At 42.1% G+C, this 24,168-nt stretch carries 25 protein-coding genes; 3 read left to right on the top strand and 22 right to left on the bottom strand.

Annotated features, from left to right (window positions below; genetic code table 11):
* Positions 1 to 23: 23 nt before the first annotated feature.
* Positions 24 to 1,310: an NRAMP family divalent metal transporter gene (locus ACJJII_RS16680; RefSeq protein WP_444917010.1), complete on the top strand. Its 1,287-nt coding sequence runs from the start codon at positions 24 to 26 to the stop codon at positions 1,308 to 1,310.
* Between the two features lie 598 nt (positions 1,311 to 1,908).
* On the opposite strand, the gene ACJJII_RS16675 is transcribed toward ACJJII_RS16680, so the two are convergent.
* The 5 genes from ACJJII_RS16675 to ACJJII_RS16655 all read right to left on the bottom strand — a co-directional run bounded on the left by ACJJII_RS16675 (position 1,909) and on the right by ACJJII_RS16655 (position 7,921).
* On the bottom strand, positions 1,909 to 2,979 hold the full coding sequence (locus ACJJII_RS16675) for a hypothetical protein (protein WP_444917009.1): 1,071 nt from the start codon (positions 2,977 to 2,979) through the stop codon (positions 1,909 to 1,911).
* A 140-nt stretch (positions 2,980 to 3,119) separates the two neighbouring features.
* The gene (locus ACJJII_RS16670; RefSeq protein ID WP_444917008.1) at positions 3,120 to 4,190 is read right to left on the bottom strand and encodes a hypothetical protein; all 1,071 of its coding nucleotides are present in this window, start codon (positions 4,188 to 4,190) and stop codon (positions 3,120 to 3,122) included.
* 140 nt (positions 4,191 to 4,330) lie between these two features.
* Positions 4,331 to 5,401 (bottom strand): hypothetical protein, encoded by a 1,071-nt coding sequence (locus tag ACJJII_RS16665; RefSeq protein ID WP_444917007.1) that lies wholly within the window; start codon positions 5,399 to 5,401, stop codon positions 4,331 to 4,333.
* A 140-nt stretch (positions 5,402 to 5,541) separates the two neighbouring features.
* A complete protein-coding gene (locus ACJJII_RS16660; protein WP_444917006.1) occupies positions 5,542 to 6,612 on the bottom strand; it encodes a hypothetical protein in 1,071 nt (356 codons plus the stop codon).
* Positions 6,613 to 6,619: 7 nt separating this feature from the next.
* The gene (locus ACJJII_RS16655; RefSeq protein WP_444917005.1) at positions 6,620 to 7,921 is read right to left on the bottom strand and encodes a hypothetical protein; all 1,302 of its coding nucleotides are present in this window, start codon (positions 7,919 to 7,921) and stop codon (positions 6,620 to 6,622) included.
* A 772-nt stretch (positions 7,922 to 8,693) separates the two neighbouring features.
* On the opposite strand from ACJJII_RS16655, the gene ACJJII_RS16650 reads away from it, so the two are divergent.
* Positions 8,694 to 8,861: a carbon storage regulator gene (locus tag ACJJII_RS16650; RefSeq protein ID WP_444917004.1), complete on the top strand. Its 168-nt coding sequence runs from the start codon at positions 8,694 to 8,696 to the stop codon at positions 8,859 to 8,861.
* Positions 8,862 to 9,276: 415 nt separating this feature from the next.
* On the opposite strand, the gene ACJJII_RS16645 is transcribed toward ACJJII_RS16650, so the two are convergent.
* The 15 genes from ACJJII_RS16645 to ACJJII_RS16575 form a co-directional block, all read right to left on the bottom strand.
* Positions 9,277 to 9,690 (bottom strand): DUF4279 domain-containing protein, encoded by a 414-nt coding sequence (locus ACJJII_RS16645; protein ID WP_444917003.1) that lies wholly within the window; start codon positions 9,688 to 9,690, stop codon positions 9,277 to 9,279.
* 114 nt (positions 9,691 to 9,804) lie between these two features.
* Positions 9,805 to 10,050 (bottom strand): hypothetical protein, encoded by a 246-nt coding sequence (locus ACJJII_RS16640; protein ID WP_444917002.1) that lies wholly within the window; start codon positions 10,048 to 10,050, stop codon positions 9,805 to 9,807.
* 578 nt (positions 10,051 to 10,628) lie between these two features.
* Positions 10,629 to 11,339, bottom strand: a complete 711-nt coding sequence (locus tag ACJJII_RS16635) for a DUF4386 domain-containing protein (RefSeq protein WP_444917001.1) — start codon at positions 11,337 to 11,339, stop codon at positions 10,629 to 10,631.
* 97 nt (positions 11,340 to 11,436) lie between these two features.
* The gene (locus ACJJII_RS16630) at positions 11,437 to 12,141 is read right to left on the bottom strand and encodes a hypothetical protein (RefSeq protein ID WP_444917000.1); all 705 of its coding nucleotides are present in this window, start codon (positions 12,139 to 12,141) and stop codon (positions 11,437 to 11,439) included.
* 474 nt (positions 12,142 to 12,615) lie between these two features.
* Complete coding sequence (locus ACJJII_RS16625; RefSeq protein WP_444916999.1) at positions 12,616 to 13,101, bottom strand: GNAT family N-acetyltransferase; 486 nt, start codon at positions 13,099 to 13,101, stop codon at positions 12,616 to 12,618.
* 658 nt (positions 13,102 to 13,759) lie between these two features.
* Complete coding sequence (locus ACJJII_RS16620) at positions 13,760 to 14,320, bottom strand: YbhB/YbcL family Raf kinase inhibitor-like protein (RefSeq protein ID WP_444916998.1); 561 nt, start codon at positions 14,318 to 14,320, stop codon at positions 13,760 to 13,762.
* Between the two features lie 86 nt (positions 14,321 to 14,406).
* Positions 14,407 to 15,213 carry a helix-turn-helix transcriptional regulator gene (locus ACJJII_RS16615; RefSeq protein ID WP_444916997.1) on the bottom strand — a complete coding sequence of 269 codons (807 nt, stop codon included), beginning with the start codon at positions 15,211 to 15,213 and terminating at the stop codon, positions 14,407 to 14,409.
* 505 nt (positions 15,214 to 15,718) lie between these two features.
* Positions 15,719 to 16,111 (bottom strand): hypothetical protein, encoded by a 393-nt coding sequence (locus ACJJII_RS16610; RefSeq protein WP_444916996.1) that lies wholly within the window; start codon positions 16,109 to 16,111, stop codon positions 15,719 to 15,721.
* A 147-nt stretch (positions 16,112 to 16,258) separates the two neighbouring features.
* Complete coding sequence (locus ACJJII_RS16605) at positions 16,259 to 16,501, bottom strand: hypothetical protein (RefSeq protein ID WP_444916995.1); 243 nt, start codon at positions 16,499 to 16,501, stop codon at positions 16,259 to 16,261.
* Positions 16,502 to 16,577: 76 nt separating this feature from the next.
* Positions 16,578 to 17,003 carry an N-acetyltransferase gene (locus ACJJII_RS16600; protein ID WP_444916994.1) on the bottom strand — a complete coding sequence of 142 codons (426 nt, stop codon included), beginning with the start codon at positions 17,001 to 17,003 and terminating at the stop codon, positions 16,578 to 16,580.
* 89 nt (positions 17,004 to 17,092) lie between these two features.
* Positions 17,093 to 17,692 (bottom strand): dihydrofolate reductase family protein, encoded by a 600-nt coding sequence (locus ACJJII_RS16595; protein WP_444916993.1) that lies wholly within the window; start codon positions 17,690 to 17,692, stop codon positions 17,093 to 17,095.
* A gap of 862 nt (positions 17,693 to 18,554) precedes the next feature.
* Entirely contained in the window at positions 18,555 to 18,866 is a 312-nt protein-coding gene (locus tag ACJJII_RS16590) for a hypothetical protein (RefSeq protein ID WP_444916992.1), read from the bottom strand.
* Between the two features lie 356 nt (positions 18,867 to 19,222).
* Complete coding sequence (locus ACJJII_RS16585) at positions 19,223 to 19,672, bottom strand: hypothetical protein (RefSeq protein WP_444916991.1); 450 nt, start codon at positions 19,670 to 19,672, stop codon at positions 19,223 to 19,225.
* Positions 19,659 to 20,333: a response regulator gene (locus ACJJII_RS16580; protein WP_444916990.1), complete on the bottom strand. Its 675-nt coding sequence runs from the start codon at positions 20,331 to 20,333 to the stop codon at positions 19,659 to 19,661. The genes ACJJII_RS16585 and ACJJII_RS16580 overlap by 14 nt, the downstream gene beginning before the upstream one ends.
* On the bottom strand, positions 20,333 to 21,604 hold the full coding sequence (locus ACJJII_RS16575; protein WP_444916989.1) for a sensor histidine kinase: 1,272 nt from the start codon (positions 21,602 to 21,604) through the stop codon (positions 20,333 to 20,335). The genes ACJJII_RS16580 and ACJJII_RS16575 overlap by 1 nt, the downstream gene beginning before the upstream one ends.
* 188 nt (positions 21,605 to 21,792) lie before the next feature.
* Between ACJJII_RS16575 and ACJJII_RS16570 the strand changes: the two genes are divergently transcribed.
* Positions 21,793 to 22,620 (top strand): DUF2306 domain-containing protein, encoded by an 828-nt coding sequence (locus tag ACJJII_RS16570; RefSeq protein ID WP_444916988.1) that lies wholly within the window; start codon positions 21,793 to 21,795, stop codon positions 22,618 to 22,620.
* A gap of 201 nt (positions 22,621 to 22,821) precedes the next feature.
* Here ACJJII_RS16570 and ybiA read toward each other — a convergent pair whose 3' ends face one another.
* Together ybiA and ACJJII_RS16560 are read right to left on the bottom strand one after the other, a co-directional pair.
* The gene (ybiA, locus tag ACJJII_RS16565; RefSeq protein ID WP_444919281.1) at positions 22,822 to 23,046 is read right to left on the bottom strand and encodes a riboflavin biosynthesis intermediates N-glycosidase; all 225 of its coding nucleotides are present in this window, start codon (positions 23,044 to 23,046) and stop codon (positions 22,822 to 22,824) included.
* A 510-nt stretch (positions 23,047 to 23,556) separates the two neighbouring features.
* On the bottom strand, positions 23,557 to 23,832 hold the full coding sequence (locus tag ACJJII_RS16560; RefSeq protein ID WP_444916987.1) for a hypothetical protein: 276 nt from the start codon (positions 23,830 to 23,832) through the stop codon (positions 23,557 to 23,559).
* Between the last annotated feature and the right edge of the window lie 336 nt (positions 23,833 to 24,168).

Here is a 24,168-nt window from a genome sequence, read left to right as displayed (position 1 = left end):
TATCGATGTGGCTAAGAGCTATTTTGAGCAAAATCATTCCGAGCAGTTCTGATTCAATGGATGTATTCAAACGTACTTTCTCAAATCTAGGCCCTGGTATCATTTGGGCTGCAAGCAGTATTGGCGTATCTCATATCGTGCAGTCTACCCGCGCTGGTGCAGATTACGCTTTCGCTTTGATTGGTTTTATTTTCCTGGCTCATTTAGTCAAATACCCTTTTTTCAAAATCGGACCAGAGTACGCTGCTGTCACCGGTGAGAGTTTATTGGAAGGCTATAAAAAACACAGTCGACTTGGTTTTTATAGTTATATGGCTCTCACATTTCTAACAATGTTCTTTGTTCAAGCTGCGGTTACGATCGTCACAGCTGCTTTAGCCCTCAATTTATTTGGCGATATCTTAAATGTTTCAGAGTGGTCTGCCATCATTTTGGTCATTACATGTGCAATATTGATTGCTGGCCAATTTAAATGGCTGAATGAAAGCTTAAAGTGGATGGTCCTCATTCTGGCAATTGCCAGCTTGATCACTCTCATTGCCGCAATAAGTCAATATGGGCTTCTTCCCTCTAAATCCTATTTAACAGCCGATATGGCACCAGCTGTGAGTATCGCATTTGTTGTCGCCTTAGTCGGCTGGATGCCAACTTCAATTGAAGTTTCTGTTTGGCACTCTATTTGGTCAGAGCGAAGGATAAAGGAGAGACCGGATAGAGGGTTTGCCAAGAAATCCCTCGTATTTGACTTTAAGGTTGGTTATTTCACCAGCTTGATATTAGCTATTGTATTTGTATGGCTAGGCGCATTAGTAATGTTCGGGAAAGATATTGAACTATCTCAATCTGCAGGCATATTTGCTGGTCAGCTAATCAATATTTATACCGAATCTCTAGGTGATTGGAGCCATCTAACAATCAGTATTATCTGCTTTATCGCGCTTTTCTCAACTACCTTTGCAGTCTCCGATGGGTTTCCTCAAGTTTGGCGAAGTGCCTTGAGGTCATCGAGTAGTATTAAGATTCCCGAAAATAGAGTCTACGTATCCACTCTTATTATACTAAGCCTCATAAGCTGGTTTATTATTTCCCTATTTGCCAACCAGCTAAAGAACTTAATCGACTTTGTAACTACTCTATCTTTCGTTTGTGCTCCAATCTTTGCTTTACTCAACATTCTTGTTATGAACGGGAAATGGGTACCAAGAGAACATCACTTAAAGGGATGGTACTTAGTTTACACTTATGCCTGCCTGTGCCTAATGATAGGTTTTAGCTTTTACTTTATTTATTGGCGCTTCTTGAGTAACTAACTATTCCTTTGCAACATCAGCCGGCTTGAAAAGTTTATAGATAATAAGCTCAGGGATGAGCTCAACATATAAGGTCACCTAAACGTTAAACATCAATCCCCCTTCATCTTAAGCTAGCCCCATTCAACATAAAGAACTCTGAAAAGGATTCCCATGATCATTTTTCAGCCATTGCGCACTCTTAGGTAGGCTTAAACTCAACTGATAAAGCTTATAATGATCACTTCTTCAACTCCAAAACTAGCCTAACCGAGCTTCTCTAAACGCTCGTGAAGCACCAAATTGTCATAGGAAGGTTGGGGCCCAGACTTCCCTATTCTCCACCACCACGGCCGTTCCCCAACCGTAATGTAACCCCCATCGAATTTGAGAAATGTGTTTAAGTAGGTGTCCGATGGGACTTGATCATAATAGTTCTCAACCCTTCTCCCACTACGGAACTTCGACCCAAAGGTGAGAACGTCTTTCAAAAAACTCATAAAAAACCTATTTTCAGAGTGACACACATCAAGATGTGTATCCACAAAGATATAGAGACCTACCAAGAAGCTGTTTGCGGAGCGTAGCTCAATCTGAGAGCCCGCAGGGACTTAACTTGTTATTCGTGATGGATCAAAGGTTGACGAAGATACTCCGTGCAAATTCTTGACACAATTTCTATTTTATCCCCCAAAGAGTAGCTATTGTGTAAGGGCCTCGGCTGAATACGTTTATTGATAAAACTAGAAACTTCGTCAGTAGAAGCTCTATTATCATCATCCCTTCCTTTGCCAGGAGCTATATATCCAGAACTACTCCACATACTCATCACATACTTTGCATCGTTTACTTGCTTGGAAGTAAAAGACAAAATCGGCTTACTATTAGCCTCAGGATGCTCCAGAATTTTAACAAGACGACCAGACAAATCAGAGGTGAGACGTAAATCTAAAGAATCTACAATACGCTGCACAAACCCAATGTAATTTTCCCACGAAACACGCTCACTTACTCGATATGCATTACCGGCATTCGAAGCAGAGCGAGTAATATTAAACCTAAAACTTAAAAAATGCTTATCTGTAAGTGCAGTATGCCAGCTAACTTTATCAAGCTTATTTCGCAGAGACTGACTTTCAAAGTACAACCAACTCTTATTCGCCTGCTCTACCCAATGGCAATTAATGGGCCCCAAATAACTAGGCCAGTGATACTCGGTTAAATCAAATGGGTCGCTTTTTAAACCTAGCTCAAAGTTATGAAGGTCTCCCAATTCATATCGGCGATACACTTCTTTCGCCAGTACTCTTGTATCAAATAAGCTATCATTGACTGGAAGATCCTCTATTGAAGTAACAGTAACTACCAGCCCAACTTTGCCCGCATACCCCCCTATAATGGGCACCCCCTTAAACCCCCAACAGCTTGAGAATAGTCTTAGATACCTAATAGCTGGGAATTCAATTTTTTCATCCAAATCCTTACCCGAACAATATGAAATTGGGCGAAAATTCTCAGCCTCTAAAATATCAAATTCGTCAGGCTCTGCCTCCCACTTTTGAATAGAGGAAAATGGATCTGCTGTAGGAGGCACTATAAAAGAAAGCTTAGAGCCGGATAGAGTTTTCTCTATCCTTCTCGCACTACGGAAGTTTGTCCCCCGAGGAAAAATATCTTTCAAAAAATCCATATGGAAATAATCATAAAAGTAATCTGATCAAGGCAAGATATCGCAAGAATAGAGAAGCTCATCTGCGGAGTGTTACCCCGCAGAACACAACCTGGAGCCTAAAGTAGTGTTTTGATGGTCTATAAAAGCTATTTAATTTATCATCCTTGATAAATTAAGGGTTGGCTGAGATGCTCCGTGGGAATTCTGGACACAACCTCTATTTTATCCCCCAAAGGATAGCTATTATGTAAAGGTCTATGCTGAATACGCTTGTCGATAAAACTAGAAACTTCGTCAGTAGAAGCTCTATGAGCCTCGCCCTCCTCTTTACTTGGATCCGTATATTCCGAATCACTCCACATTCTCATCACAAACTTTGCATCTTCAACTTGCTTAGATGAGAAAGTTAAAATAGGCTTTTCTTTAGCTCCAGGCTGCTTCTGAACTTGAACAAGGCGTTCAGACAAATCAGAAGTGAGGCGCAAATCTAAAGAATCTACAATACGTTGTGCAAAACTAATGTAATTTTTCCATGATACGCACTGATTTATTCTGTAAGCGTTACCGGCATTCGAAGCTGGTCGTGTAATATTAAACTTAAAACTTAAAAAATGCTTATCTGTCAACGGGGTATACCAGCTAAGCTTGTCAAACTTTCTTCGCAAGGGCTGACTTTCAAAGTACAGCCAACACTTATTGGCCTGCTTGATCCACTGACAATTAACAGGTCCCAAATAGTTAGGCCAACGATACTGGGTTAAATCAAATGGATCATCCTTTAATCCTTTATGGAAATCATGGAGATCTTCTAACTCGTACTTACGATAAACTTCTTTTGCCAATACCCTTACATCAAACAAACTCTTATTTACAGGCAGATCTTCAACTGAATTGACATCTACAATCAGCTTAATATTACCATTGTACCCTCCTATAATAGGCACGCCCTTAAATCCCCAACAACTAGAGAAAATCCTTAAATATGTTACACCTGAAAACTTGATTTTATCATCTAAATTCTTACTCGATCGGTATGAAATTGGGCGAAAATTCTCAGCCTCAAAAATATCAAATTCGTCAGGTTCTACTTCCCACTTTTGAATAGAGGAAAATGGATCTGCTGGAGGAGGCACTATAAAAGAAAGCTTAGAGCCGGATAAAGTTTTCTCTATCTTTCTCGCACTACGGAAGCTTGGCCCACGAGGAAAAACATCTTTCAAAAAATTCATATGAAACTAATCTTCAAAGCAATGCGATCAAGGCAAGATATTGCAATAATAGAGCAGCTCATCTACGGAGTATTACCCCGCAGAATACAACTTGGAACCTAAAGAAGTGTTATAATGGCTTACAAAAACTATTTAATTTATCATCCTTGATAAATTAAAGGTTGACGAATATGCTCTGCGGGAATCCTTGATACAACTTCTATTTTTTCCCCCAAAGGATAGCTATTATGTAAAGGCCTGGGCTGAATACGCTTATCCATAAAACTAGAAACTTCATCAGCAGAGGCTTTATTATCTTCACCCATTCCATTTCCAGAAGCTACGCATCCAGAACCACTCCACATTCTCATTACATACTTTGCATCATTAACCTGCTGGGATGTAAAAGATAAGATGGGCTTGTCTTTAGCTCCGGGTTGTTCCTGAATTTGGCTAAGGCGATCAGATAAACCAGAAGTAAGATCTAAACTTATAGAATCTACAATGTGCTGCGCAAAGCCAACATAATTATCCAATGATGTACATTGAGCAACTCGATATGCATTACCAGTATTAGAGGGTGCGCGAGTAATATTGAATCTAAAGCTTAAATAATGTTTATCTGTTAATGCAACATGCCAACTGATTCTATCAAATCTATCTCTCAAAGGCTGACTTTCAAAGTACAACCAACTCTTATTAGCCTGCTTTATCCACTGGCAATTAACAGGCCCCAAATAGCTGGGCCACCGATATTGAGTCAAATCAAACGGGTCACTCTTCAAACCCGGGTCAAAATTATGAAGATCTCCCAGTTCATATCGGCGATAAACTTCTTTTGCCAGCACTCTTGTATCAAATACACTCTCATTAACAGGAAGATCTTCTACTGAAGTAACAGCGACAATCAGCCTAATATCGCCACCATACCCCCCTATAATGGGCATCCCCTTAAATCCCCAACAGCTTGAGAATAGTTTTAGATATGTAATATCAGGAAATTTTATTTTTTCGTTAAGGTTCTTACTCGAACGGTATGAAATCGGGCAAAAATTCTCAGCCTTAAAAATATCAAATTCGTCAGGTTCTACTTCCCACTTTTGAATAGAGGAAAATGGGTCCGCTGAAGGAGGCACCATAAAAGAAAGTTTAGAGCCGGAAAGCGTTTTCTCAACCCTTCTCACATTACGGAAGCTCGGCCCACGAGGGAAAATATCTTTCAAAGAATTCATATGAAACTAATCTTCAAAGTAATGGGATCGAGACAAGATATCGCAAGAATAAAGTAGCTCATCTGCGGAGTATTACCCCGCAGAACACAACTTGGCGCCTAAATAAGTTTTATAATGACCTACAAAAGCTATTAAATGTATCACCCTTGATAAATTAAGGGTTGATTGAGATGCTCCGTGGGAATTCTTGACACAACCTCTATTTTATCCCCCAAAGGATAGCTATTATGTAAAGGCCTATGCTGAATACGCTTGTCGATAAAACTAGAAACCTCATCAATAGAAGCTCTATGATCCTCATCCTCCCCTTTACCTGGAGCTGTATATCCCGAATCACTCCACATTCTCATCACATACTTTGCATCTTTAACTTGCTTGGAAGTAAAGGATAAAGTCTGCTTATCTTTAGCTCCGGGCTGCTTCTGAACTTGAACAAGTCGTTTAGATAAATCAGAAGTGAGACTTAAATCTAAAGAGTCTGCAATACGTTGCACATAGCTGACGTAATTTTGCCATGATACACGTTGATTTATCTGATATGAGTTACCAGCATTCGAAGCTGAGCGTGTTACATCAAATCTAAAACTCAAAAAGTGCTTATCTGTCAATGCTGTATACCAGCTAAGCTTGTCAAACTTTCTTCTTAATGGCTGACTTTCAAAGTACAACCAACTCTTATTTGCCTGCTTTACCCATTGGCAATTAATAGGCCCCAAATAGTTAGGCCAGCGATACTGGGTTAAATCAAAGGGATCGTCTTTCAATCCTCGATGAAAATCATGAAGATCCTCTAACTCATACTTACGATAAACTTCTTTTGCTAATACCCTCGTATCAAATAAGCTTTCATTAATGGGAAGGTCTTCTACCTTAATGACATCTACAGTCAGACCAATTTCCCCCCTATACCCTCCAAAGAAGGGCATCCCCTTAAATCCCCAACAGCTTGAGAATAGTCTTAGATACGTAATATCTGGAAATTCGATTTCATCGTCCAAATTCTTACTCGAACGGTATGAAATTGGACGAAAATTATTAGCATCAAAAATATCAAACTCGTCAGATTCCATCTCCCATTTTTGAATAGAGGAAAATGGGTCCGCTGAAGGAGGGGCCATGAAAGAAAGCTTAGAGCCGGATAGAGTTTTCTCTATCCTTCTCGCACTACGAAAGTTTGGCCCACGAGGAAAAACATCTTTCAAAAAATTCATATGAGACCTATTTTTTGACCAAACTTTTCTGTAACAATTGCTTCAAGGGCATGGTTGACCCACTATGATACTTTTCATTTAAGCTTGGAATACTTGCTAACGTTGTATTGGCTGTAGCGGCCGCTAGAATCCCAAACAATGCTTTTGCTCCCGCAAAAGAAAGACCCGAAGTAGCCGCTAAAGTAGCAAAAACTACAACAGTCGAATCAGCTCCTTTATAGAGTTTTACAGCAGAATCAAAAGCATCTACAAGTTTATTAGCAAACGCTTCTCTTGTTCGTGACTTGCACAGCTCACCTACCTCCATTGCTACCTTTCCAAGCCCTAATTCAGAACCTCCGACAATCTGGGCAACACCGGGTGTGGCTTTATACCAGGTTGAATCCTTAGTATTCATACCTACCTTACGGCGCAAGTTATCAGCTACATAATGGCTCGAGGTAGCATCGCTGAGGAAGATTTTTTGCTTCTCCCCCACATTCACCTGCCTTGTTGCAAGTAACTCCATAGCTTTGGTTATAACTTTTGAGCCGCCCCTATGACTTATCCAATCAACATATACACCTTTGTCATGTGCTTCTTTCATATGCCCTGCAAGAATCCTTGCTGCTTCCATGTCCCTAGCAGTTGTACCATGTCCCAAGTTTTTGACATAGCGCCAGCCCGCCTTCGCAGCCCCCTCTTGCGGCACATAAAAAAGGGTATAGCCTTTGCTTTGCAATTTTTCTAATTCTGTAGTGTCACCGCGAACAATGTGAGATGGCAGTATTTTTGCGGCATGGACCAAATCATCACAATACCCATTTATACCGATTTTTAACCTTGAATCTTCCTTGCCTGTCACAGCACCATTAGTGCGTAAAAACATAGTAGGCTCTTCTTTGGGAGACCAACTACCTCTACCACTACTTCCAGATTTCCACTCAACTTCCCAAAGGGAAGCCCGTTTTCCCTTTTCCGCTTCCCGCCCTAATAGTCTAACATCAAGAATCACAACATCAGTCTGCGGCCCACCATAGTAATTGATTAACTCATATTCAATCTCAAAACCATCTCCAACAATACAGCGGCGAGTTGCACTGCCATTCTTCAAATATGAGTTAACCGGTACAGCCCCGCCTCTCAACCCGTTCACAGCATTAGTCAACGCTAATGCGTGATACCCCTCACTACTAGGAATACGACTGAGTTCCTGAAACCCTTCCAGCATATGATGGAGCTGGTCATTAGCCACTATCGAACGACCAGATCCAGATTGACCAAAGGTTTTAAGTCCCAAGCTCGTAGCTGATGAAGGTAAAGAGTTCATTGATCATCCTTATTCAGTAGGCGCAGTTTCTCCTGTGAAGTCAGTCACATAAAGATATTCTGCCTGGTAATTTGCGCCTCAATTTACCAGTGAGACCATTCTAAGTACATTTTGAGAGAGATCACTAAAAATCGATTATATTTCACCATTAAGTAGACCGCTCGGTCAGAGCAGCAAGATTTTGCGGGCTGTAAAATTGGTGCCAGAGTGGAATTTTACTTAAACTGCTTTTTGGACAAAAAACCAACAGCTGTCTACTGCCGAAGTGTAATCATATGTAATCGGTTTCCTGCTATTTCTGAGAAGCACTTCCCACTGCTTGAAGCCCCTTAGCTACAAACGAGAGATTTGTACCAAATCAATAACACAAGACAACCACATTGTTCAACTGTACCTTTTCCGTAAATTCTGTCAGTAATACTGGACACACACCAAATAAGTAGAACCTGGCCAAAATAAGCGGTTGGATCGTAGCGTTAAACAAATACAGGGAGCCATTTTTCCTAATTAAATGAACGTCACAAATTAAAGGTGCATTCAACAGCTTGGAGTGATGCCCTAAATTCTAGGAAGCCAGCACCCGCCTTTCCTTACTCTGGACCCAACCCCGCTCGCCATCGAACTTCCCTGTCAAGGAATACCTATCTGTGGCTTGAGTGTCAGTAAAAAACAGATAGGTTAACCCTAGAGCACCGCCCTATAACAATTCTGCGGTAATTATGCCACGCACAAAAATTGAGCCGTGAGCCCAGCTTAATTATCAGTAAGCAGGTTGAATATTGAGCACAAAACCGGCAAAAGGCTGGGGATCGGTACGAATATCTTAATCACAGTGCTGAAAATGAACGGCAATCAAGTAAAGATAGGCATCTGCGTCCCCAGGTCCCCCCATCTCCACTGCGAAGTGACCAACGTGCGCATCAGGAGAGAAGAAAAGTAGCCAGTTCAAGGGGATACTAATTGGTTCTATAACGAAGGAAGGTGGCCCATACGCTCGGTGCGAGCTTAACTTAATTAGATGTTAGATTTTAATTACCCCAATAGGGCCCTGTATAGCGATCGATTAAGAGTGGCGAACGGACAAAAACGGGGCTTCCAGGTCATACTTTTTATAAAACTCCATGACAAAATCAACGGCTTTCCTGAAATTATTTTCACCTATTATTTACTACCTTTTCAATATTAAAAAATCACGCCTGATACTTTTATCATATGGATAATTTGCATAACCCATTGTTTCTTTGATGATACTCTTAACAACCTCTTCAGAAACTACCATCTTTTTCCCTACAATTATAGGACCTACTTAAGATGCCTCGCCAAACATAATTTTTGAAACACTTGTTAGGCATGGGCTAATCAGCACTATCATAAATATCAAGTGAAAGCACTATCCCACGACTACCAAGTTCCAACAGTGTTTTAGGAGAAATATTCATACCCTCATTGCCCTTATCCATAAATATGCCACAGAAAAGGTCAATACTATATTTTTGTGAAAGGTCCTCCCAAATGGCAATATTATCTGTCAAACGATCAAGAATTTCCTTCACTTGTCCATCTAAGTCTTCAGGTTTGCATTCCTTTGCTGCCAAAGACCAGTGCCCACTTTTACACACATATTCTCTACCACTTCTTTTTACAACTTTTAAGTCACCTTTGGAGTACATAGTTGTACCCTCACACCCCAATAGCACTGAAATCTCTTGTGGTTGCAATTTATCTCCAATCAATCTCAACGTAGCTTTAGACCGACTTACCTGTGCCATTGCTATAAACACCCAAAGCTTTAATAAACGGCAACCGGAACACAAATAGACTGCCCGATAGGAATCTCAATTTTTTCCAGGAACGAGTCTAAGTGAACTTAATATCACAAGCTACTAGTAATTCAATAAAAGTAAAATCAAGAAAGCAATAAATATAGGAAAGAATAGCAAACCAAAAATTGCCGAACGCCTGAAATTTGCTATCCTTTGCTCATCCATTGCTTCAATTTCTTCGCTGCTGAAATCAGTACCGCAAATATGGCAATCAAATCTACGCTCCTCGTGTGCAGCTCCACAGTGAGGGCAATTCGTAGTCCGTTTTTCATACAGCCATTGGACTTGATCCAGTAAATGAAACATAAGCTGAATCCCAGTATTTAAACACTATAAGTGATAGCAGTTTGTTCAATAGCACAAGCTAAATATCACACTTTCCCATAACTTAAAAGTTAGTCAGCCCGATGACTCACAGAAGTTAGCAAATAGAGGGGTTCCCAAGTCTCTTGCAGCTTGGCATTTGCTTTTTCCTATTCTGAGACCCCGTACCCCATTCCTCCATCAAACTTAACTTATCAGTCTTTCCCAATCAGGAATACTCACCTACGCTCAAATTTCAATAGGAAACAAATAGCTTGATCCCTAAGAGCACTACCAGCGCACGTCTAACAGTTTGAGGGCATGCCTCAATCAAGACAATAGAGGTGAAAAGAAGTCACGTTAGGAATTGACATCCCCAAATCCTTCCGCGTCCAAAGAAAAGAGATCTATATCCACATCAGAATCGACCAAATATTAGACAACTGGACGTTAAAGGCAAGTTCCCAAGAGAGGAGGCCCTAGCCAAATCCCCTCTCATGAAATTAAACTTTGCTTGGTAACAAGATACGATTATCTGTACAAAAACTGCACAGCCTTGTCAGTCATGCATTAATGCTTACTCAGGCATTACTTTTGTATAAACCTGGAGCATCGATTGAACTAGGTTTGATGTTAATTCCTTTGATTAATAACCATAGCCCAAATGTGATTTCAAAAAACGCGCCTGGAAGCATGAATTGTTTCAGTATTTGGGGCGGCTCGAGTAACAAAATATTTGAAAACCCATAAACCACCATCGACATATAAGTGAAAGCTCCCCAAAGAACTAACCACCTAGGCACATAATTTGAAACGTAAAATAAGTACATGAAAATAGTCGCGCCTATGCCCATTATGATTAAAAGAACATCCCACATCGAACCACTCATATTCACAAATATACTCGCTAACGCATGTAGCTGCTCTTCTTGAAATGTATTCGAATATTCCTGGTTTCTTAAAACTACTATAACCGTCAATGTAATAATTGTTGCTACAAAGCCAAGAAGCCCTTCTCCAAACCTGAAAAGCAATGCCAAAAAAGCAATATTTTTATTGATTGTTTTTGTAACCAAGTACTGCGCCCAAGATGCCCAAATAACAGCGATAAACATAATTATATCTATAATCTGAGCGAACCTGAATCTCACCTCTGTCTCAGCAAAAGCCCCAAAATCATATATTCCTTTCTTGACAAGTAATGAATTGAGCATCCCTAAAACGATATAAATTAAGTATGCAGCACCTAGATGCTTCGCATATAGGCTAAGTGATGATTGTGTATTATCCATCAGTAATTATCCTTTGGCTCTCGCATACGACGAAAGTCCTAATCTTTATTTCAGGTGCGAAGCTGGCGCCACCTGAATATAGTAGTTAGAGTTCTTGCTACAGTGTGCCAATACTGCTTAAAAATGACGTTAGCTGAGTTGCGGAATCCTTTAATGACTCGGCTACGGCAGCGATCTCTGCCTTCTTTATGGTTTCATTGAAATTAGTATCACCGAGTTCTTTGCGGGCAGAGAATTCGTTACTTGACACAACCGTAAATGGCACTATACCCGACCGAACATCAAGTAAGACTACTTCCACTGAACAGTATGCCTTTGTTTCATTCGGATCAATAAACTTATACTTCTCAAAAGTACGGCAACTTGAACGGTAGGCTAATAGTAAATCAGCTTGGTAGCGTGCAGCAGCTTCTCGAAGATAAGGCACTGTACGTTGCTCTGGAACGAGCATGCTTGGTAAGAATGAAGCATCGTAAACCCTTTCAGACTCTCTCAACTGCCCTACAAAGTCCCTAGCAATAGTTTCATTTAGTTGCGTAAAATCATTAGAGTAATGGCGCCAGTAGCTATCATTGGACAACTTGAGTATTGCAATTCTATTTTGTGCAGGAAGCTTTAACTCATAGTTGAGGATGCGGTCTATGTCTATATCCCCTAGCGATTCACCAGTGGAGCCAAATAGAGGCCCATTATTCGCTTCATTACCCCCAGCCTTATAGTAATCGCTTGGTCGATGAGATGTAGCTACAGTAGCGCAACCTGTAACAAGTATCGCAATTATAACTATCAAGTACTTTGTCATTTGTAATCCTTAGGTGGCAATTATTAACTCTTAATAGTTAATTCAAGTACAGCATCTATATATCACGCTTCTCTTGAATTCCAAAGCTAGCCCAATGAGATAAAATCAAGAGGAGCAAAGAATAGCCTTTAACTGGTACAAATGTTCAACACAAAATATTGATTGAGACATCCATAATCCTGAGACCACCCTACTTTATATCTTATGATGACGCTCTACGAGTTATGGAAAGACTCGTCCTATCCAAGAAACAACGGTAGCTGCGCTTATATTCTGATGATAAAACCACCTAAAAGACGTCTTTTAGCACTTCAAATATGAATTCCTTTCCTATTCCGTAACCAAGAATCACCTACTAAACCACCCCATTAAGATTATCTCATATACCAGATTTGGAGGCTGCTATTCAGTAAACCCGATATCAGAAAAAAATAATAGAACCACAATCTATCGTTTTATAATTTTATTAAACACTTACAGAAAAGCTGCTCTTTTTCTCATCTCGTGACTGTCGTTAGATTTGGTTAAGTCAATTACGGCAAGCATATCTTCTCCATCATCATCCATTCCGACCTCAACAAAGCCGAAACTAGAATAAAAAGCTTTTGCAACGGGATTATCAGGGTTATAACAAATTTCAATCTCTTGAAGTCCCAGGACATCCCGAATTTCTCCTAAAGCAAGATCCAGAGCTATCCGACCAATACCTTTTTGTTGGTAATTTTGATCAATCATAAACCGCCAGATTGAGATTTTTTCTAAGCTTTCTTGTACCCACATTAGAAATCCAACGGCTTCATTATCCAAGTAAATAGCACGAGTTTCATAGCCTTCGTTAAACATCGATTCAACTAGTGACCACATATTGCAGGCAACGTAATCTTCTTGACCCTGTGCAACATCAAGATCACATACTGCTTCATAATTCTGTTTGGTAATCTGACGAAGTGATACTTCCATGGTCTAACCTTAAAGTTCTAACAATCAATCGGCAAGTGACACCTATATATCACACTTCTCTATATTTCCTAAGCTTTTCAGCCTGATCGAAAAAAAGAGATAAATGATAAAGAAGCTACCATTAGGTGGCACTAATAATCAAAGTAAGATGTAGAACAGCGTCTATTGAATTTTGATATTTATATCGTAGCGTAATCAACGAAACAGCTTTTACCCATATTTTTGAGGCGTTTTAGTTCCCCCTCTAATCCACACCAGTAGACCCAGCTACTCCGTTTCCAAAAGCCGCTTTCCAAGCTTGTCTTTCAAAGATTCTGTACCCATAGATCGCATATCAGTAAAAAAATATGCTGACCTAAGAGACCCGAACTTACGAAATCTAAGATTTGGAATCAATCTGTCAATCAAAGTACTATTGGTGGATGGATGCCAATTAAAGATAGGAATCCACGCTTCACCACCGTCATCAAACGGATAGAATCTTACTGCATATATAAAAGAAGTATTGAGGGAACAGCCTCACCAAAGGAGGCCTAGTACAGCTTTTTCTTAAGAGGTTTAACTTTATGCGATAACAAGTAACAACGAGCTTCGATTATTTCGCTCTCGCACAGATTAGATCAGCCAAAAGCCCCATCTGAATTTGCTTGCTGGAGAGTCACTCCCGTATGTATAAAGCTTCAATAGTACTTTCCCCCAATGAGTTAGCCTTAACCATATATCCAGTTAGTGCCCCTGATGCATCGCTTGGTAAATCTAGTTTCTTTGATAGCGCAAAAACCGTAAACTGATACCGATGCGCACCATGCCCTTTTGGTGGGCAAGCACCACCAAAACCTCTTACTCCATAATCATTTACTATTTGTACACTACCCTGAGGAGTGCGATTTTGCTCTGAATTTCCTGCGCCAGCTTCCAGTGAACTAATATTTTTGGGAATATTTACAATTTGCCAATGCCACCAGCCACTGCCTGTTGGTGCATCAAGATCATATACAAAAACAGCAAAAGCTTCTGTCCCCTTCGGAGCATTTGCCCAAGATAATTGGGGTGAAGTATTATTACCAGTGCAACCGAACCCCTGGAATTCTTGCTCTTTACTCATATACTTCCCAGTATCTATATCATTACTCGAGAGCAAAAATGATTCTGCAGAGGCTACGCCGGATATAAGCACTGTAAAGACGGCACATTTAATTTTACTAATTAGGCCAAACATATTTACTCCAAACATATTAAAAATGATTACTTATCATAGGAGCATTATGTTCTGAGTAATATATCAAAAACAGGCAAACTTTCGCCTCAAACGTTCACTCGTGTTTTTCTCAGCTCTATAGGTGTTATACCAAAAGATCTTTTAAACTTATCTGAAAATCTAGACTGGGATTTATAGCCACATCTTTCTGATATACGGCCTACTGGCTCAAAAGTCGTTTGAAGTAAGTGCAACCCCAAGCCAAGCCTGATGTCATCTATAATGACTTTAATGCTCGTACCTTCGCTATTTAACTTCCTTCTTAATGTTGACTCACTCATTGACAATTTTGAAGCCAACATATCCACTCTTAAGTCAGCAGCTGGATTTTCACTGATAATTTTATATAATTTTTGGCTTACACTTGTCGATTCAAAAACAGAAGCTACTTCCTGGTATCCCAAATAGAGTAATGTTTGTAATATTTCCTGTCTTCGAATATGCCATAGATCAAAAGGAACGGAAGAACTCCATTCCATAAACTGATGAAGGGCTAACTCTAAAGTAGAATCTATATCTCCCGTAAAATATTTTTCTTCTTTGTTTCTTACAGGCGTTAATCTATCGAAATCGTTGCATTCAAACTCAATAAGTAATGCGAAGTATTCTGAATCACCTGGGATATTTCGCATATCAATTTTAGGGCTATTAGATAAAAATATAAACTCCCCTGTTGAGCAACTCTTTTGCCTGTCACCACCCAGCTCTTTGCATCCATCAAGCACACATATCAAGGTCGGATTAACAATAGGAACACTAAAAATATTTTGCTCTTTATATGAGGAATATACTGAAAAAGGTAAATTCTTACTCTCCTTTAGTATCTGCTTTGCTAATTGCTTAAGTTCATGCATAAGTTGATTGAGCGCCTAATAGTAAATTCAAAAACAGAGTTTATATAGCACGATTATCAAAAATTACAAAATATGCCTACCCAATCGCACACAATAAAATCGCCCGGATCACGACCATCAAAAACGCCTTAGTAGCGATTTCGAAATGGGACCTCCCTATTCTCCGCTTACTATCTTCCAGGTACACCTATTGCATACGTACCAAGCTTGCCTGTCAAAGCAAGATCAATTGTATGCTGGAGCAGCATCCGGTATCGAATACTTTGGTACGAAGCAGCGAACTAGTAAAAGCTGAAGAGTCGGTACAAATGTATCTGTCATAGAGCAGAAAGTGAATAGAAATCAAGTAATAGTATACAACCACGCCCCACAATTCCCTGCTGGTCCAAAGAGAAGAGATCCGCGAATGTACCAAATGAGACCAAATATTAGCTAACACGAGGCATCTGTGAACAGATGTCATATATAAGGATGTAGTCGAGACCAGGCTAGAGACTAAGTATTGCTAGACACAACTGTCCAGGTACAGGATCCCCTTTCTATCAGTAGAAAAGATTAAATAGCTCACTCCAGCCTCAAAATCATATTTGCAAGAGCAAATATTTCCAGAAGTAACTAGCTTCTTACCTGCGATATTTCCCTTTATTGACTCTTCAACATCGAACAAAGTGACTACTTCTGAAACATGTCCGCCCTTACCACTACCCTCAGCGATTACTTCTTTTCCAATACTCTCAGCGCTACCTATAAAAATTATTCTGCTTCTATCAACAACAAACTCTATTTCAGAAGTACCTCTTTCACGTGAAACTGCCTTGTCATGTAACGATATCCAACAACTCGTAGAATAGGCATCAAGTGAAATTGCCAAAGCAAATAAAGCTAGTGTGTATTTCATGTATTATTACTTTAATCTTAAGTAGGCTGCATGGCTGACGTAAGCAGCAATAAATTTTAAGGACTTCTCATGAAATTTACCACGCTTGAGAAATATATTTAAAGCATGCTTTGACTCAAACAGCAGATCACACCACTCTTGAGAGAACTATTTCGAATCTGGCTGAACTCTCTCCCAGAATTTATTTACAACTAATAGAGATTCAATTGCTTCTCTCACAAATACCTCTTTATCAAATTGAGTTATTGAATTAGCATCAAACCATTCACCCCAGAATTCAAGGTTAGCGATTGCAACATCAAATCTAAATTCATCTGAGAAAAATTCTAGAACTTCGATGATCCTATTCCTGACTCTTTTCTCTATACAACTCTTCTCTTCAGGTTTCATATTTGAGATATCTTATTCTAGCCTTATGCATAACGTCGCGCTAAACGACAGAAGTTAAGCCGACTTGAACTCCTTTTTATATTTTAGTACTCATTAAGTATTCCGGGTGACCAGTATGCTCATCTCTTTGTTCTTTTACTACTTTAAATTCTTGAGACAAGTAAAACTGATAGCTAGAAGCGTTCTCTTTGTAAACAGAAAGTATCAGCCTATCTCTTTTCGATTTTGCATGGTTAAGGAGCTGTTTGCCTATTCCTCTTCCCTGTAGAGAGGGAGAAACAAATATAGCTGCAAGCGTATCGCCACTAAGTGAGTAAAAGCCTACTGCTTTACTTTCCATCTCATAAACATATGTCTCTGATGTAGGAATGTAAACATCTCTCATATCACTTAACTGTGCCTCCCAGAAATCTGAAGGCATGAAATCATGAGCTTGAATAGAAGCTTGCAACCAAATATCCAATATAGTAGGCAGATCGTTACGGTTATATAACCTAATCATTTTGATAAATTCGACAATATTGCTTTTATTTCAACAACAATCTCAGTAAGGATAGTCGCATGAGTGAGTTTTCTATTTAACAACGCTCTTTATACAGCCCTGCCATCTAGTGATTTGTAAAAATGCATAAAAACCCCTGAGGGGCACTTCGCAAAATTGATGAGTTTGTATTTTGATGAAATTCCACCGCTTTCGAACAGTCGCTTTCCTTCTCCAACAACTACTGGAAACGTCCAAAGCCTAAGCTCATCTACCAAGTTATGCTTTAGAAGTGACTGCACCAACTGCCAACTTCCATGAACTTGTAGTAAAGGCCCATTCATTTTCTTAATTTTTGTTATCTCGACGACTGCATCCGAACCCTTTAGCTTGAATGAATTATTCCATGTGAGATCATCATTACCTGATGTTACGACATACTTTTTTGCTTGATTAAGTTTGTCTGCAGTTGGACTTCCAGGTTTGGCATTTGAAAAACTTGTGGCAAATAAATTGTATGTATTACGTCCTAATAGCAGATCATAAGGTTCCGCCATGGCCTCCCTTCTCACTTGCTCCATGACTTCACCCCAATAATCCTTGGCCCAGCCTCCATGACTAAAGCCACCTGAAAAATCTTCCTCAGGCACACTCGGTGCTTGCATTATTCCGTCAAGTGTTTGAAATACCAATATGGCTAAGTTTCTCATTGGTTGATTCTCGCGAAAGAGCCGAATAACGCTAAGCTCAGCTATATAGGCGCAAATACGCCGGAAGTGAATATAGCGCTGAATTATAAAGACCACTAACAACTAGAAAAAGAAACACAGCAGGCATTTACTATACATGAGTTCAATAGCGATATGAATCTCAAACACAAATAGAAACGCAGCGATAGCTTACCTTATACATCATAATGAAAGAATATCTACTGGATGCCAATATGGGTTAATCGTATACTGATCGGACATAGCCGCTTCTATGTAATTGCAACAATTAACACTCAGATAATCATAGCTATATACAAAAACAATAGCACCCAACCTGATATTTTATACCGGCCGAACACGCGCAAGTGTTTCCGGAGTAATGCCGTGCTTAGCTGGTCTATATTTAATACATAAATATATTTCTTTCACAGCTTCGGATTGAGTTCTCTTGTCTATATTCCCTGAGTAAGAATAACACGTGAGGGTTAGTATTGCCCCACTAACAAACCAAACTCCAAACATCACCCCTAGAAATTCAAACATCTTTGTTCACAAAGTGCCCCGATTAACAACTAAAACTCAATTGTTTGTTTTGTACTATAAAAGTACAAACATGTGACAAATTTGATATCCAGCAAACTCACCGACAACTTAAATTCCCTTACTATATTTTTTACTATAGAACGACAATCTGATAATTGTGGAATTAATGGCGATGTAAAAAAGTAGATGCGTAAGTAGAGCTATAGATTTACGGCTATCCCATACCAATCCAGCGAGAAAAGCTTGGAGACTTTAAGTAGTTGAAGCCTACGAAGCTTACGTCCTTAGTATGCCTCCGCAAATTATCCACCCACCGCTCTTAATATTGAAAATGGCGCCTGTATACAAATACAACCGTACCCTCTTCATCCTTGAGTTCACCATGAAAGTCGGAGCGCTTTCCAACATACTCTGACAATTCTGATGAAGATATCACAGGATAACTTTCTATATGGCCATATCCTAGTACAGCCGTAGTGACCTCTGGAGTAAGAATTAGGACTTTATTGCCGCCGAACTCAACATTACTTAAAGTACCTGTAACTTTTACCTCGCCTCTACCGACAACTGCAACGCAAGCAGAAGAATCAATCGATATTAAAAATATAATAGCAACAAGTAAGTTTTTCATAACTTCCTCTGCGGAACTAATAATTTAAAGGCATTGTTTGTATATCATACCTCCCCACAATTTAAAATCTCACCAGCCAAAGAATTTAAAAAATGTAGGAAATCATCTTGAACAAGTAAATATGCTCAAGGAAAGATGTTAGCTAAGTTCTATAACTCTGTTACCTTACTCAGGCTACATCTTTTGAGGAAGACGCCATGAAGTAATCGGAAGGGTTCTCTTCAAGTCTATTTGAAATGGATCTAACAAAGTGATGCTCCACCAAAACCAATTTAACCGATGGAGTTGTTTTTGAATAAAACACCTTGAGGTTTATGGTGTTGAATGTTAGCAAAACTCGCCGAGCGCTTGTGCTGCTAAATGTCCATCTCAACCGGCGGTTCTGCTGACATAGGCCATACCAGTCCAGTTCTTGTTACTAGGAGCAATAATACAAAAGACATCTCCAATGCGAGAAATATACCAATAGGGTGATTGGGAACCCCGCGTATCATTAGGTAGAACAAATAGCTTGTAGTAAGCAAATTTACCGCGAGAGTAACGTTGAGGGCATAGCGACGTTCTTGCCAGAGTGGCTTACAGAGCAGGAGGTTCAACACCGCCGTTCCGGCGAGCATCACACCGGGTAACATCAACAACAAACGACGGAATAAACCGATACCATCGCTGGTTACCAACGGCCAGATGGCAAAAAAGTGGCCCTGGGCTCCAAGGAAGAGAAACAGCCCCAGAACCACAGTGCCACAGGCGGCAAGGCGATAAAGTGCATTGCGTTGCAAAGCAGGCTTTGATCTAGAAGCCGACATCACGCTCCCCCACTGTGGCTAGGCCACATTCGTAGGCAAATACGACTGCCTGCGCACGATCGCGCACCTCCAATTTTGACAGCATACTGGAAACGTGGGTTTTCACGGTAGCAGGGCCAATAAACAGGGTCTCAGCAATCTCTGCATTACTCTTGCCTGCGGCGATGGCTTCCAGTACTTCACGCTCCCGGGTGGTCAGGCGCTCCAGCCGCTTTGCCAGGTTGCGCCCAGTTCCCAGTTTCTGTGCGAACTGGCTGATCAAGCGTTGGGTGATGCCCGGTGCAAGCATGGCACCGCCCTCTGCTACGGTGCGCACTGCCTGTACCAGCGCCTCTGGGGGAATGTCCTTGAGCACAAAGCCACTGGCGCCAGCCCGCAGCGCACGAAACACGTATTCATCAGGATCGAACGTAGTCAAAATAATGACACGGCAAGTTGCATCACTAGCTTCCAGGATGCGCGCTGTGGATTCCAGCCCGTCCATCTCCGGCATACGGATATCCATTAGGATGATATCCGGCTGGTACACTCGCGAGGCTTCAATTGCCTCGACACCGGTACCGGCCTCGGCGACCACCTCGATATCGGGTTGGTTATCCAGAATCAGGGCAAAACCGCGTCGCACCAAAGCCTGGTCGTCCACTACCATCACTCGCAACATTATGTTTTCACCATTCCTGTAGGTAGTTGTGCATATACCTCAAAACCGCCACCATCGACTACCCCCGCATACAGATAGCCACCGAGCAGTTCCGCACGCTCGCGCATTCCCGCGATGCCGTGCCCACTGCCTGGCTGCCCATCAATAGCTATTTCCCTCATGGGCCGCTCGCCGAGAGCATTTCCATCATCGCGCACTCGAATTGTGAGAGTGCCGTGGTCTGCGCGCACACTCACTTGCACTCGCGCTGCGGCACCGACGTGCTTGATGACATTGGTGAGGGATTCCTGAACGATGCGATAGGCGGCGAGCGCGACGCTGGTTGGCACTTTCTCCAGTGCACCGTTGGCCTCGTAGTCAACCTGGGTTAACACCTGTCGGACCTTTTCAATCAGATCTGGCAAATCGCCGAGTTCTGGTTGCGGAGTGAGCGCAGTGTCGTTATTAGTCGGTCGCAGTACACCGAGTAAATGACGCATTTCTGCCATGGCCTGGCGGCCAGCCGCCTCTACAGAAGCCATAGCCTCATTGGCAGCTTGCGGGTTATTGCGGCTGATAGCCCTGGCGGCACCGGCCTGCACAGTCATAAGACTCACTTGGTGTGCCACCACATCATGCATCTCACGGGCGATTCGAGTGCGCTCAGCCACAACTGCGCGCTCGGATTCGGCATTGCGCTCGCGCTCCAAATACTTGGCCCTCTCTTCCAACAAGCGCAGATATTCACCGCGAAAGCGCAGCCGGCGGCCGATATACCACAGCGCCCATACCAGCATCACCGTTACTGTGCCTGCTGCAGTTGGCTGAACCGGAATACCCTGGTCAAGCGCCACAAAAACCAGCGTCGCGATAACGCCAAAAAAGCTGGCCCGGGTATTGGCCTCGTAACGACCGAGGCTATACAGCGAAATCGCCATAGCCACGATGCCATCTGCCGGCAAACCCAGCTCCAGCAATATTGTTGCGCCGAGAATAACAGCCTGTACCTGCCAAGGGTGGGTGCGACGCCACAACAGAGCGAAGGAGCCAACGAATGCACACTGGAAAGCAACAACATCCCACAGGCTCTGCATGGATAGTACTTCGGGGGAGCCGTTGCGCGACCACATCAAAAGCGTCAGCAAGAACATAAGCAACGCAATAAACAAGTCGGTCAGGTGCGGCCATCGCTCAAACGGCCCACGTAAGGGCCGCCACATAGGGAGCTTGGGCAGTTCCGCGCTGGCATTGGGCGGATTCGGCGCAGGCGTACTTAGGGACGAAGATTTCATTTCCGCATGCTAAACCAGGGGCAACCAACTGTCATGGGACTTTCGGGGGAGATGGATACGGCAAACTCTCCACCTTTTGGGGGAGTTCGATTCCTGCCTGCGGCCGATGTGCGTAGGTCTGAAAAAGCAGAACATGCTCGGCAAGCACACTCAGACCCAATGCGGACCATAATCGCCTGGAGAACCCCATGAACGACGCTGTACTCAGCCAAACACTACCGCGACCATTCGACACCCGGCGGGCAGTTAACCTGTCGGTAAAAACCTGGTTCTGCATCGCGGCTATCGGCCATGCGATCTTCTTCGCCTATATCCTGGCCGTCTTCTACCCACCCATTGCCGAATCAGGAGTGCATGGCTTGAAAGGGCTGCACCTACCGGCAGGCTTCCGCGAGGGAGATATATTAGGCAACCTGGCTTCGGTGAGCCACGTGCTATTGGCCGCGATTGTCATTGGCGGTGGTCCACTTCAGCTAATCCCCTCGGTGCGGCGCCATGCCCCTAACTTCCACCGCTGGCTGGGACGCAGCTATCTGCTGACCGCTGTCATAGCCAGTATTGCGGGGCTCTACATGACCTGGACGCGGCACACTATTGGTAATCTGGTATCGCAGATCAGCATTACAATGGACGGCATACTGATTCTGTTATTTGCCTTTCTGGCAGTGCAGACTGCGATGGCCAGACGCATTGCTGAGCACCGCCGCTGGGCCTTGCGCCTTTTTATGGCAGCAAGTGCAGTGTGGTTTTTTCGTGTAGCCTTGATGGGCTGGGCAATGCTAACCGGCGGCTGGGGGATTGACTGGAAATCCTTTACCGGGCCTTTCCTATATGCACTGGGCTTCGGCCAATACCTGCTCCCACTGGCCATGCTGGAATGGTATTTTCACTGTCAAAAGCGTGGAGCCGCACAGGGTACCCAGATTGCGTTTGTCAGTACATTAATGCCGCTGACCGTGTTTATGGCCATTGGTATTTTTGCTGCTACGATGGGAATGTGGCTGCCACGGATCTAAGGCTACTAGAGCTGGTTATCGTGAACTTCTTATGCTGATTTGACTTTAGAGGTTCACGACTTGGAAATCCCGCTCTGAGCGAAGAGTTAGAAACTAGAGTACTATATTAATTTTGGCACTATGCATTTGTGTGATCCGAGGAGTTACCTCGTACTGAAAGCTCGGCACCCACCTTCCCCTATTCTACACCCACAAGCTATTTTAGATGCCTGTTAGCCTGGCTCTCACTTCCATAAGTGCGAACCCTAAAAGATTAAGGCCTTTCCAATCGTTGGGATTTTCTGACGCAGAATTATCTTGGGCCAGACCAATGCCCCATATTTTATCTACTGGACTAGCCTCAACTAATACTCTGTCTTTTGTATTAAGCAAAAATTGCTTTAGCTCAGAATTTTGAGAGAATTTGGCTAGAGCAGCATTTACCACAAACTTAAAAGGAATGAGAAGCAGGGAATGGCAAGAGATGTAGGCGATGATTATCGTGCTGACTTCAACATAACCAGCCACAGGTAAAAAATAATACAGGTTCAGTAAAAGCCATGTAAATGGCTAGGACGAGATTTATATCCTGGTTGGCTGGCACTACCGCACGATATAGTGCGATCACCAGCTACCCTGGATAATCATTTGGTTAATATAGGATATTAAAGTCTCTCTTTGTGCGACTGTCGCCCATACGCAAGTAGTATAGAAACCATTCCTCTATAAAGAGTTTAGCTTTAAAACTGATCACTTCCGCCCACTTAGCAAGGGCAAGTTCAACTGGAACTTGCCAAACGTCACTCAACGCCCCTAAAGGCTATGCCACCACCAACCGCTACCAGAGCAAATTGTAACCGGTCCTGTGGAGCCCCGTATTTTGTGGCCAAAACAACTTCAATGATCTTGTTATGGACTTACCGGAGGCTCCGAACTTTGAATGTTACTGGTATTAAGTTAAAAATTGATCTTCCCATCTTCACCCAAAATTAAATGCTCTAGGACTTGATCTTTTGACAATTTACTCTTTCTCTCTGTATCAATCTCTCGCTGCTCCAGCATTTTAGCCCGAGGTGTTTTCCCAAGATCTTCGGTAGCCCCATCGCTACCAGGAATGTTTATATATGGATCGCCGGACCAAAGCTCAGCATCAAGCAAATCTTCCTGGCTCGCACACCCTGTCCCACACACAGCCATAAAAACAGCCATTATAAAAATCAATTTTTTACTCATAACCTCCAGACCTCTACACAATGCATAATCGCAAATATCAGTAGATCGATCACGGCATGGCCTGGTTATGTATTTGGTGAGATACAAAAAAACAAAACCAACTTCCATATGCCAACTACCTTTAGAACAGCATATTGTATCTTGATTAGAACATAATTCAGAGAGATTTTCCCAAGCCCCATAGCTTTATCATAAATGAAACCCTAAAGCACCAAACTAGTAAGAGTCAAATATCTGGTACAATCGCTCCATCAGATGCGGTGGCAGCAGAAAGTAATCTAGTAAAAGTCGACTCCTAAATACCTTCCCCCCCCACCATGAAGGGGTCCTTGTGTG

The sequence above is a fragment of the Microbulbifer maximicatervae (SeqCode) genome, from assembly GCF_052467825.1.
The sequence above is the reverse complement of the archived record's forward strand: the minus strand, read 5'-3'. Positions and strand labels throughout refer to the sequence as shown.

Excerpts from the sequence above, each read along its gene's own strand:
- ACJJII_RS16580 (WP_444916990.1), bottom strand. The coding sequence starts at position 20,333 with ATGTTGCGAGTGATGGTAGTGGACGACCAGGCTTTGGTGCGACGCGGT.
- ACJJII_RS16570 (WP_444916988.1), top strand. The coding sequence starts at position 21,793 with ATGAACGACGCTGTACTCAGCCAAACACTACCGCGACCATTCGACACC.
- ACJJII_RS16600 (WP_444916994.1), bottom strand. The coding sequence starts at position 17,003 with ATGATTAGGTTATATAACCGTAACGATCTGCCTACTATATTGGATATT.
- ACJJII_RS16620 (WP_444916998.1), bottom strand. The coding sequence starts at position 14,320 with ATGTTTGGCCTAATTAGTAAAATTAAATGTGCCGTCTTTACAGTGCTT.
- ACJJII_RS16670 (WP_444917008.1), bottom strand. The coding sequence starts at position 4,190 with ATGAATTTTTTGAAAGATGTTTTTCCTCGTGGGCCAAGCTTCCGTAGT.
- ACJJII_RS16590 (WP_444916992.1), bottom strand. The coding sequence starts at position 18,866 with ATGAAAAACTTACTTGTTGCTATTATATTTTTAATATCGATTGATTCT.
- ACJJII_RS16660 (WP_444917006.1), bottom strand. The coding sequence starts at position 6,612 with ATGAATTTTTTGAAAGATGTTTTTCCTCGTGGGCCAAACTTTCGTAGT.
- ACJJII_RS16640 (WP_444917002.1), bottom strand. The coding sequence starts at position 10,050 with ATGTTTCATTTACTGGATCAAGTCCAATGGCTGTATGAAAAACGGACT.
- ACJJII_RS16575 (WP_444916989.1), bottom strand. The coding sequence starts at position 21,604 with ATGAAATCTTCGTCCCTAAGTACGCCTGCGCCGAATCCGCCCAATGCC.
- ACJJII_RS16665 (WP_444917007.1), bottom strand. The coding sequence starts at position 5,401 with ATGAATTCTTTGAAAGATATTTTCCCTCGTGGGCCGAGCTTCCGTAAT.
- ACJJII_RS16560 (WP_444916987.1), bottom strand. The coding sequence starts at position 23,832 with ATGAGTAAAAAATTGATTTTTATAATGGCTGTTTTTATGGCTGTGTGT.
- ACJJII_RS16655 (WP_444917005.1), bottom strand. The coding sequence starts at position 7,921 with ATGAACTCTTTACCTTCATCAGCTACGAGCTTGGGACTTAAAACCTTT.
- ACJJII_RS16605 (WP_444916995.1), bottom strand. The coding sequence starts at position 16,501 with ATGAAACCTGAAGAGAAGAGTTGTATAGAGAAAAGAGTCAGGAATAGG.
- ACJJII_RS16615 (WP_444916997.1), bottom strand. The coding sequence starts at position 15,213 with ATGCATGAACTTAAGCAATTAGCAAAGCAGATACTAAAGGAGAGTAAG.
- ACJJII_RS16610 (WP_444916996.1), bottom strand. The coding sequence starts at position 16,111 with ATGAAATACACACTAGCTTTATTTGCTTTGGCAATTTCACTTGATGCC.
- ACJJII_RS16645 (WP_444917003.1), bottom strand. The coding sequence starts at position 9,690 with ATGGCACAGGTAAGTCGGTCTAAAGCTACGTTGAGATTGATTGGAGAT.
- ACJJII_RS16630 (WP_444917000.1), bottom strand. The coding sequence starts at position 12,141 with ATGACAAAGTACTTGATAGTTATAATTGCGATACTTGTTACAGGTTGC.
- ACJJII_RS16625 (WP_444916999.1), bottom strand. The coding sequence starts at position 13,101 with ATGGAAGTATCACTTCGTCAGATTACCAAACAGAATTATGAAGCAGTA.
- ACJJII_RS16675 (WP_444917009.1), bottom strand. The coding sequence starts at position 2,979 with ATGGATTTTTTGAAAGATATTTTTCCTCGGGGGACAAACTTCCGTAGT.
- ACJJII_RS16585 (WP_444916991.1), bottom strand. The coding sequence starts at position 19,672 with ATGTCGGCTTCTAGATCAAAGCCTGCTTTGCAACGCAATGCACTTTAT.
- ACJJII_RS16595 (WP_444916993.1), bottom strand. The coding sequence starts at position 17,692 with ATGAGAAACTTAGCCATATTGGTATTTCAAACACTTGACGGAATAATG.
- ACJJII_RS16635 (WP_444917001.1), bottom strand. The coding sequence starts at position 11,339 with ATGGATAATACACAATCATCACTTAGCCTATATGCGAAGCATCTAGGT.